Genomic DNA, 19,870 nt, shown 5'->3' on the forward strand with positions numbered 1-19,870 from the left:
TTTAATCAAGTTAGTTTTTACGAAAGGGCATTCCCATTTCTTGAAGCAAAGCACGCCCTTCCTCATCGGTATTGGCGGTAGTAACGATGGAAATGTCCATACCCCGAATTTGATCGATAGCGTCATAATCAATTTCGGGAAAAATTAGTTGCTCTCTGACCCCAAGACTATAGTTACCGCGTCCATCGAAACTTTTGGCACTAATGCCACGAAAGTCACGGATGCGAGGTAAAGCTAAGTGAATGAGCCGTTCGAGAAATGCGTACATCCGCTCACCACGAAGAGTTACCATTACTCCTACAGGCATTCCTTGACGGATTTTAAAACCCGCGATCGCTTTTTTTGCCCTAGTGACAACGGGTTTTTGTCCTGTAATAGTTGCTAATTCATTAATTGAAGATTCTAAAGCTTTCGCGTTTTGAGATGCTTCCCCTAAACCTCGGTTAATAATAATTTTGTCAACTTTCGGAACTTGGTGAATGTTACTGTAACCAAACTGTTCTTTGAGCTTGGGTACAATGTCTTTTTTGTAGTCTTCTTTAAGCTTAACTGCCATAGTTTTTTACTCTTAATTATTTCCTGGGCTTGGTCAGGACTCTGCGGAATAAAGTTAATGATTGACTATTAAATTAATCAATAATTTCGCCAGTCTTTTTGAGGACACGCACTTTACGACCATCTTCAGTAACGGTGTAGCCGACACGACTAGCAACTTTTTCTTTCTCGGAATAAAGCATCACGTTAGAACTATTAATGGGAGCTTCAAACGTAGCAATTTGCCCTGATTCCCCATCTTGTTGGGGTTTAACGTGCTTGGTACGAATATTGACCCCTTTAACCACTACTTGGCTAGTTTTAGGTAGAGTTTGCAAAATTTCTGCTACCTTTCCTTTGTCACGACCAGAAATCACCTGAATAGTGTCTCCTTTTTTGACGTGCATTTTATAGCGTTGGGGCTTTTTAGTTTTTGCCATTAGATTACCTCCGGAGCTAGAGATACGATTTTAGTAAAGTTTTTCTCTCTTAACTCCCGCGCTACAGGTCCAAAAACCCTGGTTCCTCGGGGGTTATTATCAGTATTAATGATTACCGCAGCATTATCATCAAAGCGAATACTCATGCCACTATCTCTACGTAAGGGCTGTTTGGTGCGAACCACCACTGCTCTAACGACATCGGATTTTTTGACTGCCATGTTAGGTAAGGCATCTTTGACTACAGCGGTAATAACATCGCCAATGCTGGCGTAGGTGGCGTTACCTTTACCCAGAACTCGTAAACACATTAGCTTACGCGCTCCACTATTATCGGCAACATTAAGATAAGTCTGTTGTTGTATCACGGTGGTTAGATTTATCTAAATAAGAGTTAAGAATTTTTATTGTCTAAAATTTCTGCCACAGTCCAGCGTTTAGTACGACTGAGGGGTCTAGTTTCGCGGATTCTCACGCGATCGCCAATTTTGCATTGGTTTGATTCGTCGTGAACTTTATATTTTTTAGTGCGAACTACAATTTTTTTGTATTTGGGGTGAGGAGAACGGTTTTCGATAGCAACAACTACGGTTTTATCCATTTTGTCGCTTACTACTTCCCCTACTCTTTCTTTTACTGCCATAACTATTAATTATTCCTGTTCAGAATTGTCTTGTGTAGTGGGTGCAATATTTAGTGCAATATTTAGCTGACGCTCGCGCTCTACTGTTAACAATTGAGAGAGGCGATGTTTCGTATGTTTAAACAAATGGGGTTTTTCCAAACGGCGAGTTGCTTGTTCCAGTCTTAACTGAAACAGTTCCCGCTTTACAGCTAAAATTTCTGCTGCGAGATCTTCGTCGCTGAACTTTCTCGCGTCTTCTATACTGGGTAAAGCCATAGTTTATTTATACTCCTCATCGCGAGTAATAAATTTAGTTTTGATGGGTAGTTTTTGGGCTGCAAGTCTCATTGCTTCTTTGGCAATTGGTTCGGGTACTCCAGACATTTCAAACATGACCCGTCCTGGTTTGACTACTGCTACCCAGAATTCGGGAGAACCTTTACCAGAACCCATACGAGTTTCTGCTGGACGCATGGTAACTGGTTTATCAGGAAAAATCCTAATCCAAATTTTTCCGCCCCTTTTGACATAGCGTGTCATGGCTCGTCGGGCTGCTTCGATTTGACGAGAGGTGATCCAAGAAGGCTCGGTAGCTTGCAAGGCATAGTCTCCAAAGTTAAGAGTATTACCTCGGTGAGCCATTCCTCTCATCCGACCTCTATGTTGTTTACGAAATTTAGTTCTTCTTGGACTTAGCATAGTATTTGGTTGCTAGTTAAAGAGTGTAAAAGTTATTCAGAACGATCTTCAAATTTTTGACGACGACGGTTACGACGAGGTGCTTGAGAAGGAGTAGGTGCTGCAACTTCTTCTTGTCCAGGGATAATCTCGCCTTTGAAGACCCAAACTTTAACCCCTAAAATTCCGTAGATGGTTAAAGCTGTGCGATAAGCGTAATCAATATCCGCTCTGAGGGTATGAAGAGGTACGCGTCCTTCTCTAACCCATTCTGTACGGGCAATTTCTGCACCGTTTAAACGACCACCTACTTGAATTTTAATCCCTTGAACTTCCGCTCTTTGCGCTCTTTGGATTGCTTGACGCACTACACGACGAAAAGAAACCCGACGCTCTAGCTGTTGAGTGATATACTCAGCAATCAAAGCTGCATCTGCATCAACTCTTGATACTTCAATGACATTGATGCGAATTTGGCGGTTATTGCCAACAGCTTCTTGAAGATCGTTGCGTAACTTTTCAATTCCCGTACCACCACGACCCACTACTACTCCAGGTCGAGCAGTATGAATTGCCAGATCGATTTGATCGGCTTTGCGTTCAATTTTGACCTGAGAGATCCCCGCGTTACTTAATTCTTTCGCCACGTACTGGCGAATTAAACGGTCTTCTTGTAATAATTCTGGATAACGTTTTTTATCTGCATACCAACAAGATTGATGTTCTTTGGTGTACCCTAAACGAAACCCAATTGGATGTATTTTCTGACCCACTAATATTTCCTCTAAAATTATGAACTACTCAGCTACTTGAGGCGCAACTGCTACAGTAATATGACAAGTAGGCTTACGGATTTGATAAGCTCTGCCTTGCGCTCTGGGTCGATAACGTTTGAGAACAGGACCCCCATCAGCAAATGCTCGGCTAACAACTAGAGTTGCAGGATCTAATCCTGCATTGTGTTCTGCGTTGGCTACCGCAGAGCGGAGTACTTTCAGCACTGGATCGCAAGCTTTATAAGGCATAAATTCCAGAATAATCAGTGCTTCTCTGTATTGGCGACCGCGAATTTGATCCAAGACTCTTCTTACTTTATGAGGAGACATTCGGATGTATCTAGCGATCGCTCTTGTTTCATTTGTTGTGTCTAATGCCATAATTATCTTCTAAACTTAGATGGTGCTATCGTCGAGCTTTTTTATCACTTTTGGCATGACCTTTAAAAGTGCGGGTAGGAGCAAATTCCCCTAACTTATGACCAACCATTTGATCGCTGATAAACACAGGAATGTGCTGGCGACCATTGTGAACGGCTATGGTATGACCGACCATTTGAGGTAAAATTGTCGAAGCTCGCGACCAGGTTTTGATAACTTCTTTTTTATTTTCTGAATTTAGTTTCTCAATTTTTCTGAGGAGTTTATCAGCAATAAAAGGACCTTTTTTTAAAGAGCGACTCATAGTTTTCCAATCAATAGTAAACAGTGGGGGCGAATTGTCGACTCACTTGGTTAAGAGAAAGCCGTACTGTAAAAAAAGCAGGTTTTCTCTGGTCCAAATGATTAACGACGACGGCGTACAATTAAGCGATTGCTGGGCTTGTTTTTTTTGCGAGTTTTCAGACCTAAAGCTGGCTTACCCCAAGGAGTTACAGGACCGCTTCTGCCAATAGGAGCGCGCCCTTCACCACCACCATGAGGGTGATCGCAGGGGTTCATGGCACTACCTCTAACTTGGGGTCTTTTACCTAAATGACGAGTTCTTCCTGCTTTTCCGAGTTTGAGGTTTCTAAATTCGGCATTACCTACCTGTCCGATGGTGGCATAACATTCTTTTCTCACCATGCGAACTTCCTTAGAAGGTAAACCAATTGTGACGTAATTTCCTTCTTTTGCCATTACTTTGGCAGCAGTTCCAGCAGCACGCACAATCTGTCCGCCTTTCCCCACCTTTAATTCTATGTTGTGAACAGTTTCCCCAAGAGGAATCTTGCTTAAAGGAAGAGCATTACCAACTTCAATAGGAGATTCGGGACCAGAAACGATTTCTGTACCTACGCCAATTCCCGCAGGAGCAAGTATGTAACGTTTTTCTCCATCTTGATACTCCACTAAAGCAATTCTTGCGTTACGGTTAGGATCGTATTCAATAGCAATTACAGTAGCAGGAATATCATATTTATCCCTCTTAAAATCAATGAAGCGATAAAGACGCTTGTGTCCACCACCACGCCGACGGCTGGTAATAACCCCACGATTATTGCGTCCTTTGCGTCGATGATTGTATTTGGTTAATGATTTTTCTGGTTTACTTTTAGTAATTTCGGAAAAATCGGGAATCGTCGCTTGGCGAGTTCCTGGTGTGTATGGTCTAAATGAACGAGTACCCATAATTAATATTAAATGTGAAGTTTTTTTTGTGTTAGCTCGTTGTTTGTCGGGTAGTAACTGTGTCCAAGAACTAAAGCAGTAGTTTAAAGTTCGGGGAATAGAGCGATAGAATCACCTTCTTGTAGAGTTACAATTGCTCTTTTGTATTGAGCCTTGTAACCAAGATATCTGCCTACTCTCTTTTTTTTACGAGGCAGTTTTAGTGTATTGACGCTAGTTACTTTTACGTCAAATAAACTTTCGATAGCTGCTCTAATTTCAGGTTTAGTTGCTTTGGGAAGTACATCAAAGACATACTTATTCTCTTCCATTTGCAACGTTGCCTTTTCTGTGATTATGGGCTTAAGAATTAGGTCTGCTAAATCTCTAGGATTATACTCTTTCACCGTAAACCTCCTGTATTTTTGCCAAAGCCCCAGTAGTAACCACTATTTGCTTTGCATTAAGTAAATCATAAACGTTCAAATTACCTGCTTTGAGTAGCTTGACGTTACTAATGTTACGGGTTGATAAATGAAGATTTTCAGGAATATCTGTCACAATTAGTAAAATTTTACTGGTTGAATCCAATCCCCAGCGTTCTAAAGCAGCAATAACTTCTTTAGTTTTTGGTTTGGTGATTTGTTCGGCAAAGTTTTCTACGACAATGGAATCTTCTAGACGAGCAACGAAAGCAGTTTTTAAGGCTAAACGTCGCTCTTTTTTGTTCATTTTGACGCTAAAATCTCTGGGTTTGGGTCCAAAAATGACACCACCACCACGCCAGAGAGGAGAACGAGATGAACCGGCACGAGCGCGTCCTGTTCCTTTCTGTCTCCAAGGTTTGCGTCCTCCACCACGAACTTCCGATCTAGTTTTAGAGGAAGCTGTACCTTGACGAGCCATTGCCATTTGTCTGACTAAAGCTCGATGAACGATGTGGGAAGCAGTTTCTTCTTTGGCGACTGTAAGCTCTAGACTAGCCTCACCTACTTGCTCCCCTTGCCAATTTTTAACTGTACAATTAACCATAGTTGTTTGTTATTGATTACTAATAACCAGAAATCTGCTTGATGCGCGTCTTAGGCTGGAGCCTGTTTTACTGTGTGTTCTTTCTATCGCTCAGCATTCTTTTGCTAGGGAAGTATTCCCTTCCCCCAAATACGATAGGGATAAACGCTTAACGGTGACGCAGGGTCTACCCTCTTGCGGAGTGATGACGAGCAGTAGTTTCTGAGGACGTAATTCGTAGTTTTCTCAGCTAAGTTAACTTCCCGAAAAGACTGTTAATTGCCTCTTCCGACGCGGGGTCTGACCGCTTATAGATGAGAAATCACCTTTGTTTGCATCTTTATTTAGCTCCAACTATGTTGGCGGGTGCAATGCTCAATAATGCTCCTGGTTTTCCTGGAACAGCACCTTTTATGAGTAGTACATTTTGCTCTGAGTCAACCTGCACTACTTGTAATTTACGAATGGTTACTTTAGTCCCACCGTAACGTCCAGCCATTTTCTTACCTGGATAAACACGACCAGGAGTAGTACCTGCACCTGTTGAACCTGGTAAACGATGGTTTTTAGAACCGTGAGCCATTTGCCCCCTTTTAAAGTTATGACGCTTTTGGTAACCAGCGAAACCTCTACCCATAGTGTCTCCACTTATGTCAACCAATGCACCACTATCAAACAAAGCTGCGCCTAATGTTTGACCCAGTTCGTATTCACCCACATTATCTGTACGATACTCTTTAAGATGGCGTAACGGATTGGCAGAAGACTTTTTCAAGTGTCCCAATTCTGGTTTGCTTAAAGCTTTTTCTTTAACTTCTTGATAACCAATTTGTACTGAGGTGTAACCATCAGTTTCTTTGGTTTTAATTTGAGTAATAGTGCAAGGACCAGCTTGAATAACCGTCACAGGAATGGCTTTCCCTGTTTCTGGTTCAAATACTTGGGTCATGCCTAGTTTGGTACCGAGTATGCCAACGGACACTTTGACTAAACCCCTTTTTTACTTGCTAAACAACATTGAAACCAACTAAAGCAATTTGCTTTAATTGTTTCTCTTAATAAACACACAATCTCTTGGTTAGCAGCAGATTTCAATGCTACTAATGTTAGGAAAATGTGCAGGTTTTAGGATATAGATTTTTGTTTTCTAAAATTTACAACCAGAGTCTTGTGATTTGAAGAATCTCTAATTATCTGGTTCTTAATATTTGCCTGATTTCCTTAAGACTTAGAGAATCGAACTATCTCCAGTTTCCCAAGGAGGCAGAAAACGCTATAATATCCCCCCACGATACAAACTTTATTTTTGCTTTCGCTGGGGTTGAGTTCTAAATTTTTATTTAGCCACAATCACTTATGATATATGAAGTGGTATCTTTTTGACAAGCTTTATATTTTTTAGACAAAAAATAGAGAAAATTTAGTTAATTTCCTCCAGTATTAACGAAGATTGAGTTTTATTTTAATTTAAAATTTAACTCTGGATTGGCGAGCCATGGTTTTAAATTTATCGAGGCTACCGCCAGGACGACGACGAGATTTAGGTTTTGAGATCAAATAGTCGGTGGCAAATGTTTTTTCCGCACTTTGTTCGGCTTCTTTCTGCTGGCTAGTTTTATACATTAATTTTACCCAGAATGGTTCTTCAGAGTAAGAAGTGTCAATAACTGCTGGAGCAGGCGTTTTTTCTGGAGCAGGTTTTGTTTTTTCGCTTTTAGCTGCTACGGTAGCTACTTTAGATTTAGCTTCTTCTGCAATTTGCTTGGTTTCTGACTTGATTTCTTGTACTGCTTGAGACTCCGTAACAGCTTGCTTTACTTCCTTAGTTTCTTCTTTGACTTTAGTGGCTACAGCCTCTACTTTATCTGCAAGACTAGCATTTTCGCCTACTTCCAAATAAAATTTATTTTTTTTTCCAAAGTTAATTAATTTTCCTAGCATATTCTGACTCCTGAAAAATAAAATTTAATAGGTTTAAATCGCTCGCTCAAAGATTTTTTTCTTTTATGATTGCATTCTAAGTTTTGACTTCTTAAAAAAATGGTTTTTCAAAAAATACTTAGTTGACAAGTCGAAAGCACTTCGTCTTTTTAAAACGGAGTCTGCTTCGACTTCGTCAATAATGAAATAAATGCTTAAGTTTTGAAGATTGTTTTACTCAAACAATCTCATCATAAATTTTGTGAGAAAAATATGTAACATAATGTTTCTCCGCTTCTCATAAAAACAAAAATGTAAACTAATTGCAATTTCTCGAAACAAAAGTTAACAATAAGGTAGAAACTCCATTTTTAGGGATATTTACCTAAAGATGAAGTGATTTTCCGAACAATAAACATCGTGCTATTCGACCGAGTAAACTTAAAGAGTTTATTAAGAATGATTGCTTTTTCTCATGAACTATCAATTACATCTGGCAGAAGATGAATTAAATTGCAAATTTATTGATTGGGTAGCTAAACCCAAGAGTTTTTGGTTACGCTTGAGTTAATCTAGCAACAGAGTAACCTTCCATAAGAAAAACTCAAGAAGTTATCCGATGAAACAAAAGTCCTCAGTCAATCATTCTTACTTATCGCGTTTTAATGCGAATTCACGTCAAAAAGCGAAAAAATCTCAAAAAATGAGCCATTTACGTAAGTTAGCTGCTGGTTGGATGATTTTGCAGACTTTTCTTGTGGCTACTCCTACTTTGGCGCAAAAAGCTGACAATCAAATGAGTTATGGTCAATTTTTGCAGAAATTAGAACAGGGCGATGTGAAAGAAGTAGAGTTGGATGAAACGGCACAAAGAGCGCGAGTAACCCTTAAAGGAGAAGATGAAAAAGCTCCACAAAAAGAAGTAGTTCTATTTGAGAACAATCCTCGATTAAGTTCTCGTATCACTAAATCTGGGGCAAATTTAGAAGTTCGGTCTTCTCTGGATCGTTCTGCTACTGCCAGTATTTTACTCAATTTAATCATCATTTTTATGCTTTTGGGTGCATTAATTATGATTATCCGTCGTTCTGCGGGAGCTTCTGGTCAAGCTTTTAGTTTTGGTAAATCAAAAGCGAGATTTCAGATGGAAGCAAAAACAGGGATCAAATTTGATGATGTAGCGGGAATTGAAGAAGCAAAAGAGGAGTTACAGGAAGTAGTTACTTTTCTCAAAGAGCCAGAAAAATTTACTGCAATTGGAGCAAAAATTCCCAGAGGAATGTTGTTGGTAGGACCTCCTGGGACTGGTAAAACTTTATTGGCTAAAGCGATCGCTGGAGAGGCTGGTGTACCTTTCTTTAGTATCTCTGGTTCAGAATTTGTCGAAATGTTCGTCGGTGTTGGTGCATCAAGGGTTAGAGACTTATTTAAAAAAGCTAAAGAAAATGCACCTTGCTTAATTTTTATCGATGAGATTGATGCTGTGGGTCGTCAAAGAGGTGCTGGTATTGGCGGAGGTAATGATGAGCGCGAACAAACCCTCAACCAATTATTAACAGAGATGGATGGTTTTGAAGGTAATTCAGGAATTATTGTGATTGCAGCTACTAATCGTCCTGATGTTCTCGACCAAGCTTTATTGCGCCCTGGGCGTTTCGACCGTCAAGTAATCGTAGATTATCCCGATTATCAGGGAAGATTGGGAATTTTAGAGGTTCATTCTCGTAATAAGAAAATCGCTTCAGAAGTTTCTTTAGAAGCAGTTGCTCGTCGCACTCCTGGTTTCACTGGCGCAGATCTCGCCAATTTACTCAATGAGGCAGCTATTTTTACCGCTAGAAGACGAAAAGAAGCGGTCACCCAAAAAGAGATCAACGATGCGATCGATCGGGTGGTTGCAGGAATGGAAGGCACACCGTTGGTAGATAGCAAATCCAAACGATTAATTGCTTATCACGAAATTGGTCATGCGATTGTAGCTACGGTGACTCCCAATCACGATCCTGTAGAAAAAGTGACTATCATACCCAGAGGTGGAGCAGGAGGGCTAACTTGGTTTACTCCAGGGGAAGAATTAGGATTAGAAACTAAATCAAAAATCTTGGCTCAAATCACCTCAACTTTAGGGGGTAGAGCAGCAGAAGAAATAATATTTGGCAAGGATGAGATCACTCAAGGAGCTGGTCAAGATATTCAAATGTTAACTTCGATGGCTCGAAAAATGGTAACCAAGTTTGGAATGTCAGATCTAGGACCTTTAGCTTTAGAGGGTCAAGAACAACCAGTCTTTTTAGGTAATGATTCAATGCAAAGATCTGAATATTCTGAGGCAATTTCTTCGCGAATTGATAACCAGATACGTGCGATTGTGTTGCAATGCTATGACAATGCTAAAAAAATTATTCGTGATAACCGATACGCTATTGACAGGATTACAGATATTCTAATTGAAAAAGAAAGTATTGATGGAGAAGAGTTTCGTAAGTTAGTCAAAGAGTTTTCTAATTCGTCGGAATCTGAATTGATGGTTCATAGTTAGTAGGAGCGAATCGCCCCTATACTTTTGGCTGCTAATGATGAGTTGTTTGATTTTCTAGTTTTCTACTGGCTAAGGACATTGAGTAACAACACAACCAATAAATAGCAGCCACAAATAAGTAAACTTCTCCGTAACGTCCCAGGAATTTGGGATTAGCCAGGATTTTTTGGGCAATTCCCAACAGGTCTACCAAGCCAACAATTGCCAAGAGAGAAGTATCTTTAAATAAACTAATGAACTGTCCCACAATGCTAGGAATAACTGCTCTGAGAGCTTGGGGTAAGACAATAAAACTAAGGGTATAAAGTGGGTTAAGACCTAATGCTTCAGCTGCTTCAACTTGACCAGTAGGAATCGATTGTAAGCCTCCACGAATATTTTCTGCCAAATATGCAGAGCTATAAAGAGTCATTCCAGCGATCGCTCTTACGACTCGATCTGGTCTGATATCAGGAGGTAATACTAAAGGCAACATAACTTGTGCCATAAACAAAGTCCCAATCAAGGGTATACCCCGAATAATTTCAATATAGGCGATCGATAACCAGCGAATTATCGGTAATTTACTTCGTCTACCTAACGCTAATAAAATGCCGAAAGGAAAGCAGAGGACAATACTGATTACAGAAATCAAAATAGTTAAAATTAGACCGCTAAGATTGTCCAGTTTGACAGATGTCACTCCCAATAGTAACCACAAATTAATAAAGAAAGCACCAAGCCACATTAAAGGAAGCCACGTTACTAAACTAGGAATTTTTTGCCCGATTTGTCGCCCAATAACTGCACTGACAATTAGTAAAATTAACATTCCAAAAAGAATCAAACTAGATTGAATTCCTGCAGGAAAAGCGATAATAGCACAAGTAAGAGCAATAATACCCAGAACAATGAGAATTCGTGCATTAAAAAAAGAAGCAGCTTGATGATTTAGTAAACCCCAGGAAAGACCACTAAAAGCAACAATAACGCCTAAAGTAGCCCAAGTGCGCCACAGATACTTTAGGGGATAAAGACCAGTAAAAAAGAGACGAAAATTAGCATCAAGTACTGACCATTGTGCTGTAGTTAGTGACCAGTTAATCAATCCTGAAACAACCAAAAAAATCAACCATACACTGACAATAGTTAGTATAGTGTTGTACCAAGTGCTGAAAAGATTTTTTTTCAACCACAAAACGGTATTTTGTTGCGAAATAAACATTTTTGTTGCTTTGCGTGTGGCATTATTTGTAATTATCTTAAGGTAAGATACTGTTATACTCGATATTTCTATTGATTTTTCATGACATTGACATCAAAAATTAATATGAAATTAAAGATATTATGACAGAAGTGGTTACTTTTTTATCAAAATAATCAGCAAAGAACAGCGACAGACGATGATTCTCTTGTGACTATTTTCAATGAGTTTTGAGAGATTTATTTATGAAGTTAAAAAGATACTTTGACATCAAAATATTGAGAGAAATAATCCATAAATTATATGTCCCGACTTTAATCTTGCTACTAATTACTACATTTGTTTGAACTCTGTTAAAATTCTGATTTAGATAATCAAATCTTACTATCTCTTGTCTGGGAATCCGTCAGAAGCGTACAATTATCCAGCAAGATAAAAATAGGAGAGATCTCTGATGGAAAGATTGCCAGAAAATTTACAGCAACTTAAAGATAAAGTGGCAATTGTAACTGGTGCATCGCGAGGAATTGGTAAAGCCACAGCTTTGGAATTAGCTAGAGTAGGAGCAAAGGTAGTAGTCAATTATGCTCGATCTAGTGATGCTGCGGATGAGGTTGTAAAAACTATTGTTGGTGCTGGAGGAGAAGCTGTTGCACTTCAAGGTGATGTTTCGCAATCAGAACAAGTAGATAATTTAATCAAAGAAACTTTAGCCAAATATTCTCATATTGATGTGTTGGTCAATAATGCGGGTATCACTAAAGATACTTTAATGATGCGGATGAAGCTCGAACAATGGCAAGCTGTAATCAATCTCAATTTAACAGGGGTATTTCTTTGCACAAAGGCTGTTACCAAAACCATGTTAAAACAACGTAGTGGCAGAATTATTAATATTGCTTCGGTTGCGGGACAAATGGGTAATCCTGGTCAGGCGAATTATAGTGCTGCTAAAGCAGGAGTGATTGGGATGACCAAAACGGTTGCTAAAGAATTAGCTTCTCGCGGTGTTACAGTAAATGCGGTTGCACCAGGCTTTATTGCTACAGATATGACTCAAGATCTCAAAGGGGAAGATGAGATTTTAAAAATGATTCCTTTGGGTCGTTATGGAAATCCCGAAGAAATAGCAGGAATGATTCGTTTCTTAGCAGCAGACCCCGCAGCAGCCTACATTACAGGACAAACTTTTAATGTTGATGGCGGTATGGTAATGGCTTAGTTATAGCTGTAATCTGCAATAGGGAAGAAGAAAGAAAGGTTAAGGTGAAAACATCACAGGTTGAAATTATCGCAGCATTAATTCTCCTGACTTCTGCATTCTTTTTAAATTTATAGTTTACTCAGGGACTTCTGTGTTGGGTTCTGTTGTAGTTTGCTCAGGCTGCTGTTTTAATTCTGTTTCAATTTCTGTTAACAAGGTGTTTAATTCGGTTCTTTCAGGGTATAGTTCAATTAGTTTTTTCAAAGGTGCGATCGCAGTTTCTAAATCACCAGTTTGTAAACTAGCCTGTAGCAAACCCATTAAAGCGGTGGTATTCTCTGGCTCTCGTTCTAAAACTTTGGCGTATCCTTGTGCTTGAGCTTGTAACTGTTCTGTTGCTGAAGTAGCTTCGGTGGTAGCAGCATAATTTTCCGTAACAGTATCTCGACGAAATAAACTACCAATTATGGCAAAGCCTGTAGAGCCAATAAATGCCAAACCAAAGACAACAATAAGTAGACGTTGTATTTTTTTACGATCCATTTTTAATTAATAATTTTCTAGCTTAGATATTTATAGCAAAGGCGAACCGTAGTTCGCCCTTAAAGAAAATCAAAAATTAGCTCTCAAGTTGAAATTAGTTCAGACAAAAGCAAATACAGAATCATCCATAGTCAACTCAGGAGAAATATTTTTTAAGACACCAATAAGTTCTCCCGCAGTTTCAATTCCTGGATCGTAAATTAGTTTGGCATCAATAGTTCCTGCTTCAGAACCAAAGAAATCTAAACTATATAATTCTGCCGAACCAGTTAGCTGAATTGTATCTTGATTAGTATTCAAGTCTGTAATCATGGCAAAATCAGATTCTCCAGCAGAAAAATTGTCCGCATCAGAATAATAAACAGTATCGGAATCACCTAAGACAAAAGTATCTTCTCCAGCACCACCAGTAAGAGTATCAATTTCTCCTAAACCAAAGTTGGATTCACGAATATCAGTTTCAATCCCGATTAAAGTATCGTCACCATCTGCGCCAGAGAGTTCATCATCACCATTTCCTCCTGCAAGATAGTCAAATCCAGCACCACCTCTCAAGATATCTGCTCGATCTCCACCATTAAGGATATCGTCACCAGCACCACCATTAAGGGTATCGTTACCTTGTTGACCATTGAGAGTATCTTCTCCTGTACCACCATTGATGGTATCATTTCCATACTGCCCAAAAATGCGATCGCTACCAGTATCACCATTGAGAAGATCGTTACCAGAATTTCCTTGAAGAGTGTCATTTCCAGCATTTCCTCGAAGAATATCATCATCCTCTTGTCCTAAAAGGCGATCGTTACCAGAACCACCTTTGAGTGTATCTTCTCCTCTACCACCTTCTAGGGTATCATTATCGGCATCACCATTAAGCAGATCGTTACCATCTTGTCCGAGCAGGCGATCGTTTCCTTTGCCACCTTTGAGGGTGTCACTACCTGCTAATCCATCAAGGGTGTCATCTCCTTTTAAACCAGAAAGGGAGTCTGCACCAATAGTCCCAGTCAGTGAGTCATTGTCTACTGTTCCAGTTATATCTAGAGGGGTGAAACCAAAAACCACATAAGCTTTGCCTTCACCGTCATAAGAAAAGTCAGTATCGGCATTGGGCGCACCGATAACAAGATCGTCAAAACTATCACCATTCAAGTCTCCTGAACCGCTAACAGAGTTTCCAAAACCTTCATAGTTATTGCGACTGAGAAGAAGACCATCATTGGGATCGAGAGTATTTAAATCTATGTTGGCATCAAAACTACCACTATTTCCGAATAGCAAGTAAACTTGCCCTTCAGTGTTGTAATCATAGCTAGAATTAGCATAGGGTACGCTGATGATAATATCGTCGAAACCATCACCATTAAAATCTCCCGCACTGCTTACAGAACGTCCCAGATTGTCATAGGAGTTGATGCCACTGATTTGGAAGCCATTGCTACCATCGAGAGTAGATAAATCTAATTCGGCATCGAAACCCTCAGTACTACCAAAAACAATATAAGCTTCACCTCGACGATCCGAATTAGTATAGAATCCGTAATCAAAAATAACTTTTTCTCCCGCGTAGGGTGCGCCAATAATCAGATCGTCAATCCCATCACCATTGATATCTCCTGCATTACTGACAGAACGACCTAAATTATCATTATCCCCATTGCCAGGGATTGTAAAACCATTACTACCATTGAGAGCATTGATATCTAACTCAGAGTCAAAGTCTTTAGTACTACCAAAAATAATATAGGCTTCTCCGCGACTACTGTAATAATCATCAGAATCATTAGCATAAGGTGCGCCAATAATCAGATCGTCAATCCCATCACCGTTAATATCTCCTGCATTGCTTACAGAACTTCCCAGATTGTCATAGGAGTTGATGCCATTGATTTGAAAGCCATTACTCCCATTAAGAGTCGATAAATCTAATTCAGTATTGAAGCCCTCAGTACTACCAAAAACAATATATGCTTCCCCTCGACGATCAGAATAAGTATAGTTTCCGTAATAAGAAGTAACTTCTTCTCCAGCTTCAGGCGCGCCAATAATCAGATCGTCAATCCCATCACCGTTAATATCTCCTGCACTACTTACAGAACGACCTAAATTATCTCCATCAGCATTACCAGGGATTATAAAACCATTACTACCATCAAGAGTGGATACATCTAACTTAGAGTCGAAACCCTCAGTACTACCAAAAATAATATAGGCTTCTCCGTCACTATTGTAAGAATCACTGGGATTATCAGCAAAAGGCGCGCTGACAATCAGATCGTCAATACCATCGCCGTTAACATCCCCTGCATTGCTGACAGAGCGTCCCAGATTGTCATCGGAGTTGATGCCACTGAGTTGGAAGCCATTACTAACATCAAGAGCGGATACATTTAATTCAACATCAAAACCCTCAGTACGACCAAAAATAATGTAAGCTTCTCCTCGACGATCAGAAGAAGTATATTCTCCGTAATACCCAGAGTAATTAACTTCTTCTCCAGCCCCAGGTGCGCCAATAATCAGATCGTCAATACCATCGCCGTTAACATCCCCTGCATTGCTCACAGAGCTTCCTACATTACCAAATCGATCTTCACCGATAATAACGAAACCGCTATTACCATCTGAGTTTGCGAGATTTAATCCATCGAGAGCCACTTTGCTTTACCTCAAATTAAATTGATCTTTAGTTTTGTAATTTGTGTACAGATACCGATTGAAGTTAACTTTAAATGAAAAAACACGTACTAATTTTTTTAAGACATTACTGTAGTAAAAGTAAGTATTTTTACAGAAGTTATGAGATTAATTCTTTAAAATTATTTTTAAACTTTACACTTTCTCGAAAAAATTAGAATGATATTACATAAGATTTTGATGAAATCTTTATAATAATTGGCTGTTTTATGAATTAGAGATGAAGAGATTGGTAAAACAGCTATTTTTTGAGTTTTGATCTCTCAAACTTTGTAAAGTTTTAATAAAGGAGCGAAGCTCCTAGCTATAAGCCTTAAGCTATAAGCCAATCAAACAGGGTATTAGACCCTGCCTGATTGTAGACAACGCTCACTTCTTTGGAGTCTTAAACTCAGAGCGTGATTGCTGGTAGGCAGTCAAGTACAAAGCTATTAGCTTAGGCTTAGAGCTTATAGCTTTAAGAAGATAAATAAAAAATCAAAAAAGGGATTTGCCGTAAAATTTGAACAACAGCATCCCGATAGTAAATGCAGTCAAACCCAGCACTATTAGAATAACTTGAGCTATTTTGTGAGAACAACCAGCAGTTTGCAAATCTAGGCGAAATAACATTGCAGCAGCCGATAAAATTAAGAAACGAATTAAAACAACAGGGTATTCTATAATTATGGCGAAAAGCACGATACTTACGATAATGGTAAATAAGGCTTTAGCATCTGCTCTGAACCAGTTGTCCATCCCTAAAGTTATAAGAGTTATGGGAGTGGTAAAAAATAAAATTACTAAGATAATAGACAGCAAACCCAATCCATAGGAAATTGCCAAAGCAGTTGATGGCGTTACCCATGCATACCAGAGTCTTGCTTTGGTGGCTAGTTCTTCTATTACCCAAGAACCATAAAGCCAGCCAAATACCCCATGAGTAGCTATTAAAAGTATCGGAGAAATTCGCGGGATTTTTTTAAACCAATCCATGAAGCTAGTATTTCGCGAAGTTAATTTTGACGAAGTCAGAGTAAGTTCCGTCGTTTTATTTATCCTTATTATCCCGCCCTGACGGGACGAATGGGGACGGCGGAGTCTCTCTGACCAATTGAAATAAGATGTAGGGTGTCAGAAAAATAATGGGTTATCATAATTTTTGCGATCTACTACTAGGTCAATTGACGATCGATTATTTTTTAAGATAGTAAAAGGCAATCAATAATCGACAAAGGAGCTTTTGCCCTATTGCCTATTATCCATTACCTAATACTATAAGTTGATGTTATTAATTAGTTTTCTTAAGTGAGTTTAATCTTCCCGCTTAAGACATGGTTTGAATGATGTAATCGAAATAAGGAGCAGCCTCTTGTGCATCTTCTTTACTTAAAAGGGCAATAGAAGCATCTCTTAAACAACGAATAGAATCAATCATTCCTGGTACTGGTACACCAAGAGAGTTATACATTTCTCTAACACCGATTAAACCAGTGTTTTCAATAGGTTCTTTGTCTCCTGCTAAAATACCATAGGTAACAAGACGCAAATACCAACCAAAGTCACGAATACATTGATTGTACTCTTTTTGTCCGTAGGCATTACCGCCAGGAGAACGATATTCAGGACGCAGTCGAAATAGCTCTTTACTAGCTTTATCAACAATTTTCTTTTCACTAGCTGCTAGAGTTTCCGCAATGCGTACTCTTTGTGCGCCAGTTTTTAAAAATTTTTTGATTCCTGCTAGCTCTCCACTACTGGGATAGCGGAGTTCATCGTCTGCTTTGAGAATTACTTGACTAACTACGCTCATAATGTTGCAATCAATTTATTTAACTTCAATAATTTTAGTATCTTACTGAAACAGGGTTATTTAAAATATCCTGCCATTCCTCTAAAGATAATGGTTGCAAGACTAAATTTATCTTAAACCAATCTTTAGCAGCTTCAGTAAGAGCCTCTACTATTTTGGGAATAGCTCTATTTTCTGATGAAGGGATGATTGTAAGCAAATTTTGGGGTGCTGGTTCGTTAAATATCTTAATAAATAGGTCATAATTATCTTTTAAGGTCATTGAGCCATGTTGCAGAATAGCATTTCGGCGACGCAGTTGCGCGCTACCGATCGCTTTTTGACCATTTTCTGCGATCAAATCTGCACCTGTAGCAGTGGCAAAACAATTATGATGATTAGCGTATTCTTTGACAGCAGTACCATAATCTAAGTTTACACCAAGCGATCGCCATCCGTCGATTAAAAATTGACAGATATATTTGTATACTTCCCAGCGTTTACCTGGAACAGAGGAAGTAACTACTGTGTATGTTAAATCTCCTTGATGTAACACAGCTTTTCCTCCTGTAGGGCGAGATACTATATCTAAGTCTAGTTTTTGCCAAAATTGGGGATAATCTTGCTGATGATAACCAAGGGAAATCGCACTGGGAAACCAAGTGTAAAACCTTAATGTAGAAGGATGGTTTCCTTGGCGATGTTTTTCTAGTAACCAATTATCCACAGCCATTTGTACCTCTCCCGAAGCTTGCAGAAGAGGAATCAAACGCCAAGTTCTTTGGTTATTGATAATCGACAATGGACAATGAATGAAAGTTAAAGGGCAAAGCAGATAAGTCGAGATTAAAGAATTTTTACAGGAAATACGATCTTGTTCAGAATTAATTTTAGCTCTCTTCTATCAGAGTGGATTGAAACCTCGATTTTTCGTAGGCTGAAATGACGTAAATTCTTTAAATTCTCCTAGAATGACAAAAGAGAGTTGGGATAAAAACTAAACTAAAAATTGTGCTGCAATTGCATCGACCTCAAAAGGTGTAATTCCTAACTCAACAGAAAAAACAGTATCGGCTGCTTCTGGAGTACTTACTTCTTCTCCCCTAGCCTGCACGTGAAGTTTAAATAATCGATCCAGTTTAGGCTTATTTAAACTTGTCAAAGCTTTACCAATCAATACCATGCCCTTTTGATTATTCTCAATATTATTACCTCTGCACCAGCTAGGCTGACGGGAAAGACTCATATCCGTCCACAGTATTTCTCGACTTCCTAAATCCAAAATAGCAGGAATACTAATGGCAGTATTAGCAGTCAAATCTACCTTATCTTGTACAGTCTGAGGTTCATAAATATCTCCACTAGCAGCATCTTGGCGAATCATCCAACCTGCAAAGCATTCAGGAATATTACAGAAAGGATGCTCGTTAAAAGACAAAACACTAACAACTATATATCTACCACCATACTTTAATACTGAGGGTATGTCTAAATCGATAAACTCAGATGCACCATTGGGTGCAGAAATAATATCACCACTATGAACAGCCTGATATTTATCAGATTTTAAATTGGTATAGGAAACGTGTTCTAAATAATTCCATTCAGCATCATACATTACCGCAGACAAGTCTAGATCGACATCTCCTGTTGGTTCTCTATTAATTACCCCTTCTTTCCACCAGATAAAAAATCTGACTGTATCTCCTGCTGGAATAGGCAATCTAGAGCCTCTAGTTAGCTGACGCAGGGACTTATTAGCAGAGCGTTGAGAAAAAGGGACGGGAAATGAGTGTAATTGCTCATCAATGTATACTTTACCTAATACGGGTAATTGGGCAAAGCGATCGATCAAAGCCTGTTCACAAATTTGCACGACAGTTTGGCAGACAGATTTTTTAATCTTAGGTAATTCATTCTTAATGGCAAATGCCTTGGCAACGTTTCCTTTGGGGAAAAATACACGTAGCTCGTCCATTTGATGGCGATGTTCAAAATGACTGATTAATTGTAATAAAACAGGTGTGGCAATTTGATTAGTTACTGTCTGAAAAGATTCAATTACTATCGATCGATCTTCATGATTTCTCAGTAAAAAGTCCAAACGTCTGGCTAATTCTCCTGGTCTAGTTTGTAATAAACTTAAAGCATCCTGCCATTTTTCTTCAATAAAAGCAGTCTCTAAGCGACTGTTGAAAGTAGTGACGGGTTTATTGTTACGGAGAATATCGAAAGCTTGATAACATTTGGGATAACGTTTCTTATATTCAAAAGGATGTATTCTTTCACCCAAACGAAGCCATCTTTTTTGATAACGCAGCATATCCTCCACTAATGAGTCACACTGCTCTAA

23 protein-coding genes are annotated in these 19,870 nt (G+C 39.0%); 2 read left to right on the forward strand and 21 right to left on the reverse strand.

Translation table 11 applies throughout. The annotated features are described in order from the left end of the window. Positions 1–10 precede the first annotated feature (10 nt). The 14 genes from rplE to H1P_RS08665 all read right to left on the reverse strand — a co-directional run bounded on the left by rplE (position 11) and on the right by H1P_RS08665 (position 7,598). The gene (gene rplE / locus H1P_RS08600) at positions 11–556 is read right to left on the reverse strand and encodes a 50S ribosomal protein L5 (RefSeq protein WP_144866233.1); all 546 of its coding nucleotides are present in this window, start codon (positions 554–556) and stop codon (positions 11–13) included. 73 nt (positions 557–629) lie between these two features. Next, positions 630–974 carry a 50S ribosomal protein L24 gene (rplX, locus tag H1P_RS08605; RefSeq protein WP_144866235.1) on the reverse strand — a complete coding sequence of 115 codons (345 nt, stop codon included), beginning with the start codon at positions 972–974 and terminating at the stop codon, positions 630–632. After that, entirely contained in the window at positions 974–1,342 is a 369-nt protein-coding gene (gene rplN, locus H1P_RS08610; RefSeq protein ID WP_144866237.1) for a 50S ribosomal protein L14, read from the reverse strand. The genes rplX and rplN overlap by 1 nt, the downstream gene beginning before the upstream one ends. A gap of 26 nt (positions 1,343–1,368) precedes the next feature. Further along, the gene (gene rpsQ, locus H1P_RS08615; protein ID WP_144866239.1) at positions 1,369–1,617 is read right to left on the reverse strand and encodes a 30S ribosomal protein S17; all 249 of its coding nucleotides are present in this window, start codon (positions 1,615–1,617) and stop codon (positions 1,369–1,371) included. A gap of 9 nt (positions 1,618–1,626) precedes the next feature. Next, positions 1,627–1,875, reverse strand: coding sequence for a 50S ribosomal protein L29 (gene rpmC, locus H1P_RS08620; protein ID WP_144866241.1), 249 nt, complete (start codon positions 1,873–1,875; stop codon positions 1,627–1,629). A gap of 3 nt (positions 1,876–1,878) precedes the next feature. Next, positions 1,879–2,298, reverse strand: a complete 420-nt coding sequence (rplP, locus tag H1P_RS08625; RefSeq protein ID WP_144866243.1) for a 50S ribosomal protein L16 — start codon at positions 2,296–2,298, stop codon at positions 1,879–1,881. 32 nt (positions 2,299–2,330) lie between these two features. Further along, positions 2,331–3,050: a 30S ribosomal protein S3 gene (gene rpsC / locus H1P_RS08630; protein ID WP_144866245.1), complete on the reverse strand. Its 720-nt coding sequence runs from the start codon at positions 3,048–3,050 to the stop codon at positions 2,331–2,333. A 24-nt stretch (positions 3,051–3,074) separates the two neighbouring features. Further along, positions 3,075–3,434 carry a 50S ribosomal protein L22 gene (gene rplV, locus H1P_RS08635; RefSeq protein WP_144866247.1) on the reverse strand — a complete coding sequence of 120 codons (360 nt, stop codon included), beginning with the start codon at positions 3,432–3,434 and terminating at the stop codon, positions 3,075–3,077. A 25-nt stretch (positions 3,435–3,459) separates the two neighbouring features. Beyond that, positions 3,460–3,738, reverse strand: coding sequence for a 30S ribosomal protein S19 (rpsS, locus tag H1P_RS08640; RefSeq protein ID WP_144866249.1), 279 nt, complete (start codon positions 3,736–3,738; stop codon positions 3,460–3,462). A gap of 101 nt (positions 3,739–3,839) precedes the next feature. Next, complete coding sequence (rplB, locus tag H1P_RS08645) at positions 3,840–4,667, reverse strand: 50S ribosomal protein L2 (RefSeq protein ID WP_144866251.1); 828 nt, start codon at positions 4,665–4,667, stop codon at positions 3,840–3,842. Positions 4,668–4,750: 83 nt separating this feature from the next. After that, positions 4,751–5,053 carry a 50S ribosomal protein L23 gene (locus H1P_RS08650; protein ID WP_144866253.1) on the reverse strand — a complete coding sequence of 101 codons (303 nt, stop codon included), beginning with the start codon at positions 5,051–5,053 and terminating at the stop codon, positions 4,751–4,753. After that, on the reverse strand, positions 5,040–5,678 hold the full coding sequence (gene rplD / locus H1P_RS08655; RefSeq protein WP_144866256.1) for a 50S ribosomal protein L4: 639 nt from the start codon (positions 5,676–5,678) through the stop codon (positions 5,040–5,042). The genes H1P_RS08650 and rplD overlap by 14 nt, the downstream gene beginning before the upstream one ends. A 319-nt stretch (positions 5,679–5,997) precedes the next feature. Continuing rightward, entirely contained in the window at positions 5,998–6,639 is a 642-nt protein-coding gene (rplC, locus tag H1P_RS08660) for a 50S ribosomal protein L3 (RefSeq protein WP_144866258.1), read from the reverse strand. 485 nt (positions 6,640–7,124) lie between these two features. Further along, on the reverse strand, positions 7,125–7,598 hold the full coding sequence (locus H1P_RS08665; protein ID WP_144866260.1) for a hypothetical protein: 474 nt from the start codon (positions 7,596–7,598) through the stop codon (positions 7,125–7,127). Positions 7,599–8,196: 598 nt separating this feature from the next. Here H1P_RS08665 and ftsH point away from each other — a divergent pair. Beyond that, a complete protein-coding gene (gene ftsH, locus H1P_RS08670; protein ID WP_144866262.1) occupies positions 8,197–10,116 on the forward strand; it encodes an ATP-dependent zinc metalloprotease FtsH in 1,920 nt (639 codons plus the stop codon). Positions 10,117–10,147: 31 nt separating this feature from the next. Here ftsH and H1P_RS08675 read toward each other — a convergent pair whose 3' ends face one another. Next, entirely contained in the window at positions 10,148–11,320 is a 1,173-nt protein-coding gene (locus H1P_RS08675; RefSeq protein ID WP_144866264.1) for an amino acid ABC transporter permease, read from the reverse strand. A 433-nt stretch (positions 11,321–11,753) separates the two neighbouring features. Between H1P_RS08675 and fabG the strand changes: the two genes are divergently transcribed. Beyond that, positions 11,754–12,521, forward strand: coding sequence for a 3-oxoacyl-[acyl-carrier-protein] reductase (gene fabG / locus H1P_RS08680; protein ID WP_144866266.1), 768 nt, complete (start codon positions 11,754–11,756; stop codon positions 12,519–12,521). A gap of 117 nt (positions 12,522–12,638) precedes the next feature. Here fabG and H1P_RS08685 read toward each other — a convergent pair whose 3' ends face one another. The 6 genes from H1P_RS08685 to H1P_RS08710 form a co-directional block, all read right to left on the reverse strand. Continuing rightward, complete coding sequence (locus H1P_RS08685; RefSeq protein ID WP_144866268.1) at positions 12,639–13,046, reverse strand: tetratricopeptide repeat protein; 408 nt, start codon at positions 13,044–13,046, stop codon at positions 12,639–12,641. 99 nt (positions 13,047–13,145) lie between these two features. Further along, the gene (locus H1P_RS08690; protein WP_144866270.1) at positions 13,146–15,707 is read right to left on the reverse strand and encodes an FG-GAP repeat protein; all 2,562 of its coding nucleotides are present in this window, start codon (positions 15,705–15,707) and stop codon (positions 13,146–13,148) included. A 516-nt stretch (positions 15,708–16,223) separates the two neighbouring features. Continuing rightward, complete coding sequence (locus H1P_RS08695; RefSeq protein ID WP_144866272.1) at positions 16,224–16,721, reverse strand: hypothetical protein; 498 nt, start codon at positions 16,719–16,721, stop codon at positions 16,224–16,226. Between the two features lie 331 nt (positions 16,722–17,052). After that, positions 17,053–17,538, reverse strand: coding sequence for an allophycocyanin subunit alpha-B (locus H1P_RS08700; RefSeq protein WP_144866274.1), 486 nt, complete (start codon positions 17,536–17,538; stop codon positions 17,053–17,055). A 34-nt stretch (positions 17,539–17,572) separates the two neighbouring features. Continuing rightward, the gene (locus tag H1P_RS08705) at positions 17,573–18,319 is read right to left on the reverse strand and encodes a lipoate--protein ligase family protein (protein ID WP_246141538.1); all 747 of its coding nucleotides are present in this window, start codon (positions 18,317–18,319) and stop codon (positions 17,573–17,575) included. A gap of 195 nt (positions 18,320–18,514) precedes the next feature. Continuing rightward, a partial coding sequence (locus H1P_RS08710) for a TerD family protein (protein ID WP_222426987.1) occupies positions 18,515–19,870 on the reverse strand: 1,356 nt, incomplete at its 5' end.

Origin of the sequence: Hyella patelloides LEGE 07179 (genome assembly GCF_900659865.1) — a bacterium.
GTDB lineage: Bacteria > Cyanobacteriota > Cyanobacteriia > Cyanobacteriales > Xenococcaceae > Hyella > Hyella patelloides.

Bases quoted from the DNA above. Each gene is read 5' to 3' on its own strand.
- rplV (WP_144866247.1), bottom strand. From the start codon at position 3,434: ATGGCATTAGACACAACAAATGAAACAAGAGCGATCGCTAGATACATC.
- rpmC (WP_144866241.1), bottom strand. From the start codon at position 1,875: ATGGCTTTACCCAGTATAGAAGACGCGAGAAAGTTCAGCGACGAAGAT.
- H1P_RS08665 (WP_144866260.1), bottom strand. From the start codon at position 7,598: ATGCTAGGAAAATTAATTAACTTTGGAAAAAAAAATAAATTTTATTTG.
- rplB (WP_144866251.1), bottom strand. From the start codon at position 4,667: ATGGGTACTCGTTCATTTAGACCATACACACCAGGAACTCGCCAAGCG.
- fabG (WP_144866266.1), top strand. From the start codon at position 11,754: ATGGAAAGATTGCCAGAAAATTTACAGCAACTTAAAGATAAAGTGGCA.
- rpsQ (WP_144866239.1), bottom strand. From the start codon at position 1,617: ATGGCAGTAAAAGAAAGAGTAGGGGAAGTAGTAAGCGACAAAATGGAT.
- rplX (WP_144866235.1), bottom strand. From the start codon at position 974: ATGGCAAAAACTAAAAAGCCCCAACGCTATAAAATGCACGTCAAAAAA.
- rpsS (WP_144866249.1), bottom strand. From the start codon at position 3,738: ATGAGTCGCTCTTTAAAAAAAGGTCCTTTTATTGCTGATAAACTCCTC.
- H1P_RS08700 (WP_144866274.1), bottom strand. From the start codon at position 17,538: ATGAGCGTAGTTAGTCAAGTAATTCTCAAAGCAGACGATGAACTCCGC.
- H1P_RS08685 (WP_144866268.1), bottom strand. From the start codon at position 13,046: ATGGATCGTAAAAAAATACAACGTCTACTTATTGTTGTCTTTGGTTTG.
- ftsH (WP_144866262.1), top strand. From the start codon at position 8,197: ATGAAACAAAAGTCCTCAGTCAATCATTCTTACTTATCGCGTTTTAAT.
- H1P_RS08675 (WP_144866264.1), bottom strand. From the start codon at position 11,320: ATGTTTATTTCGCAACAAAATACCGTTTTGTGGTTGAAAAAAAATCTT.
- rplE (WP_144866233.1), bottom strand. From the start codon at position 556: ATGGCAGTTAAGCTTAAAGAAGACTACAAAAAAGACATTGTACCCAAG.
- rplP (WP_144866243.1), bottom strand. From the start codon at position 2,298: ATGCTAAGTCCAAGAAGAACTAAATTTCGTAAACAACATAGAGGTCGG.
- rplD (WP_144866256.1), bottom strand. From the start codon at position 5,678: ATGGTTAATTGTACAGTTAAAAATTGGCAAGGGGAGCAAGTAGGTGAG.
- H1P_RS08695 (WP_144866272.1), bottom strand. From the start codon at position 16,721: ATGGATTGGTTTAAAAAAATCCCGCGAATTTCTCCGATACTTTTAATA.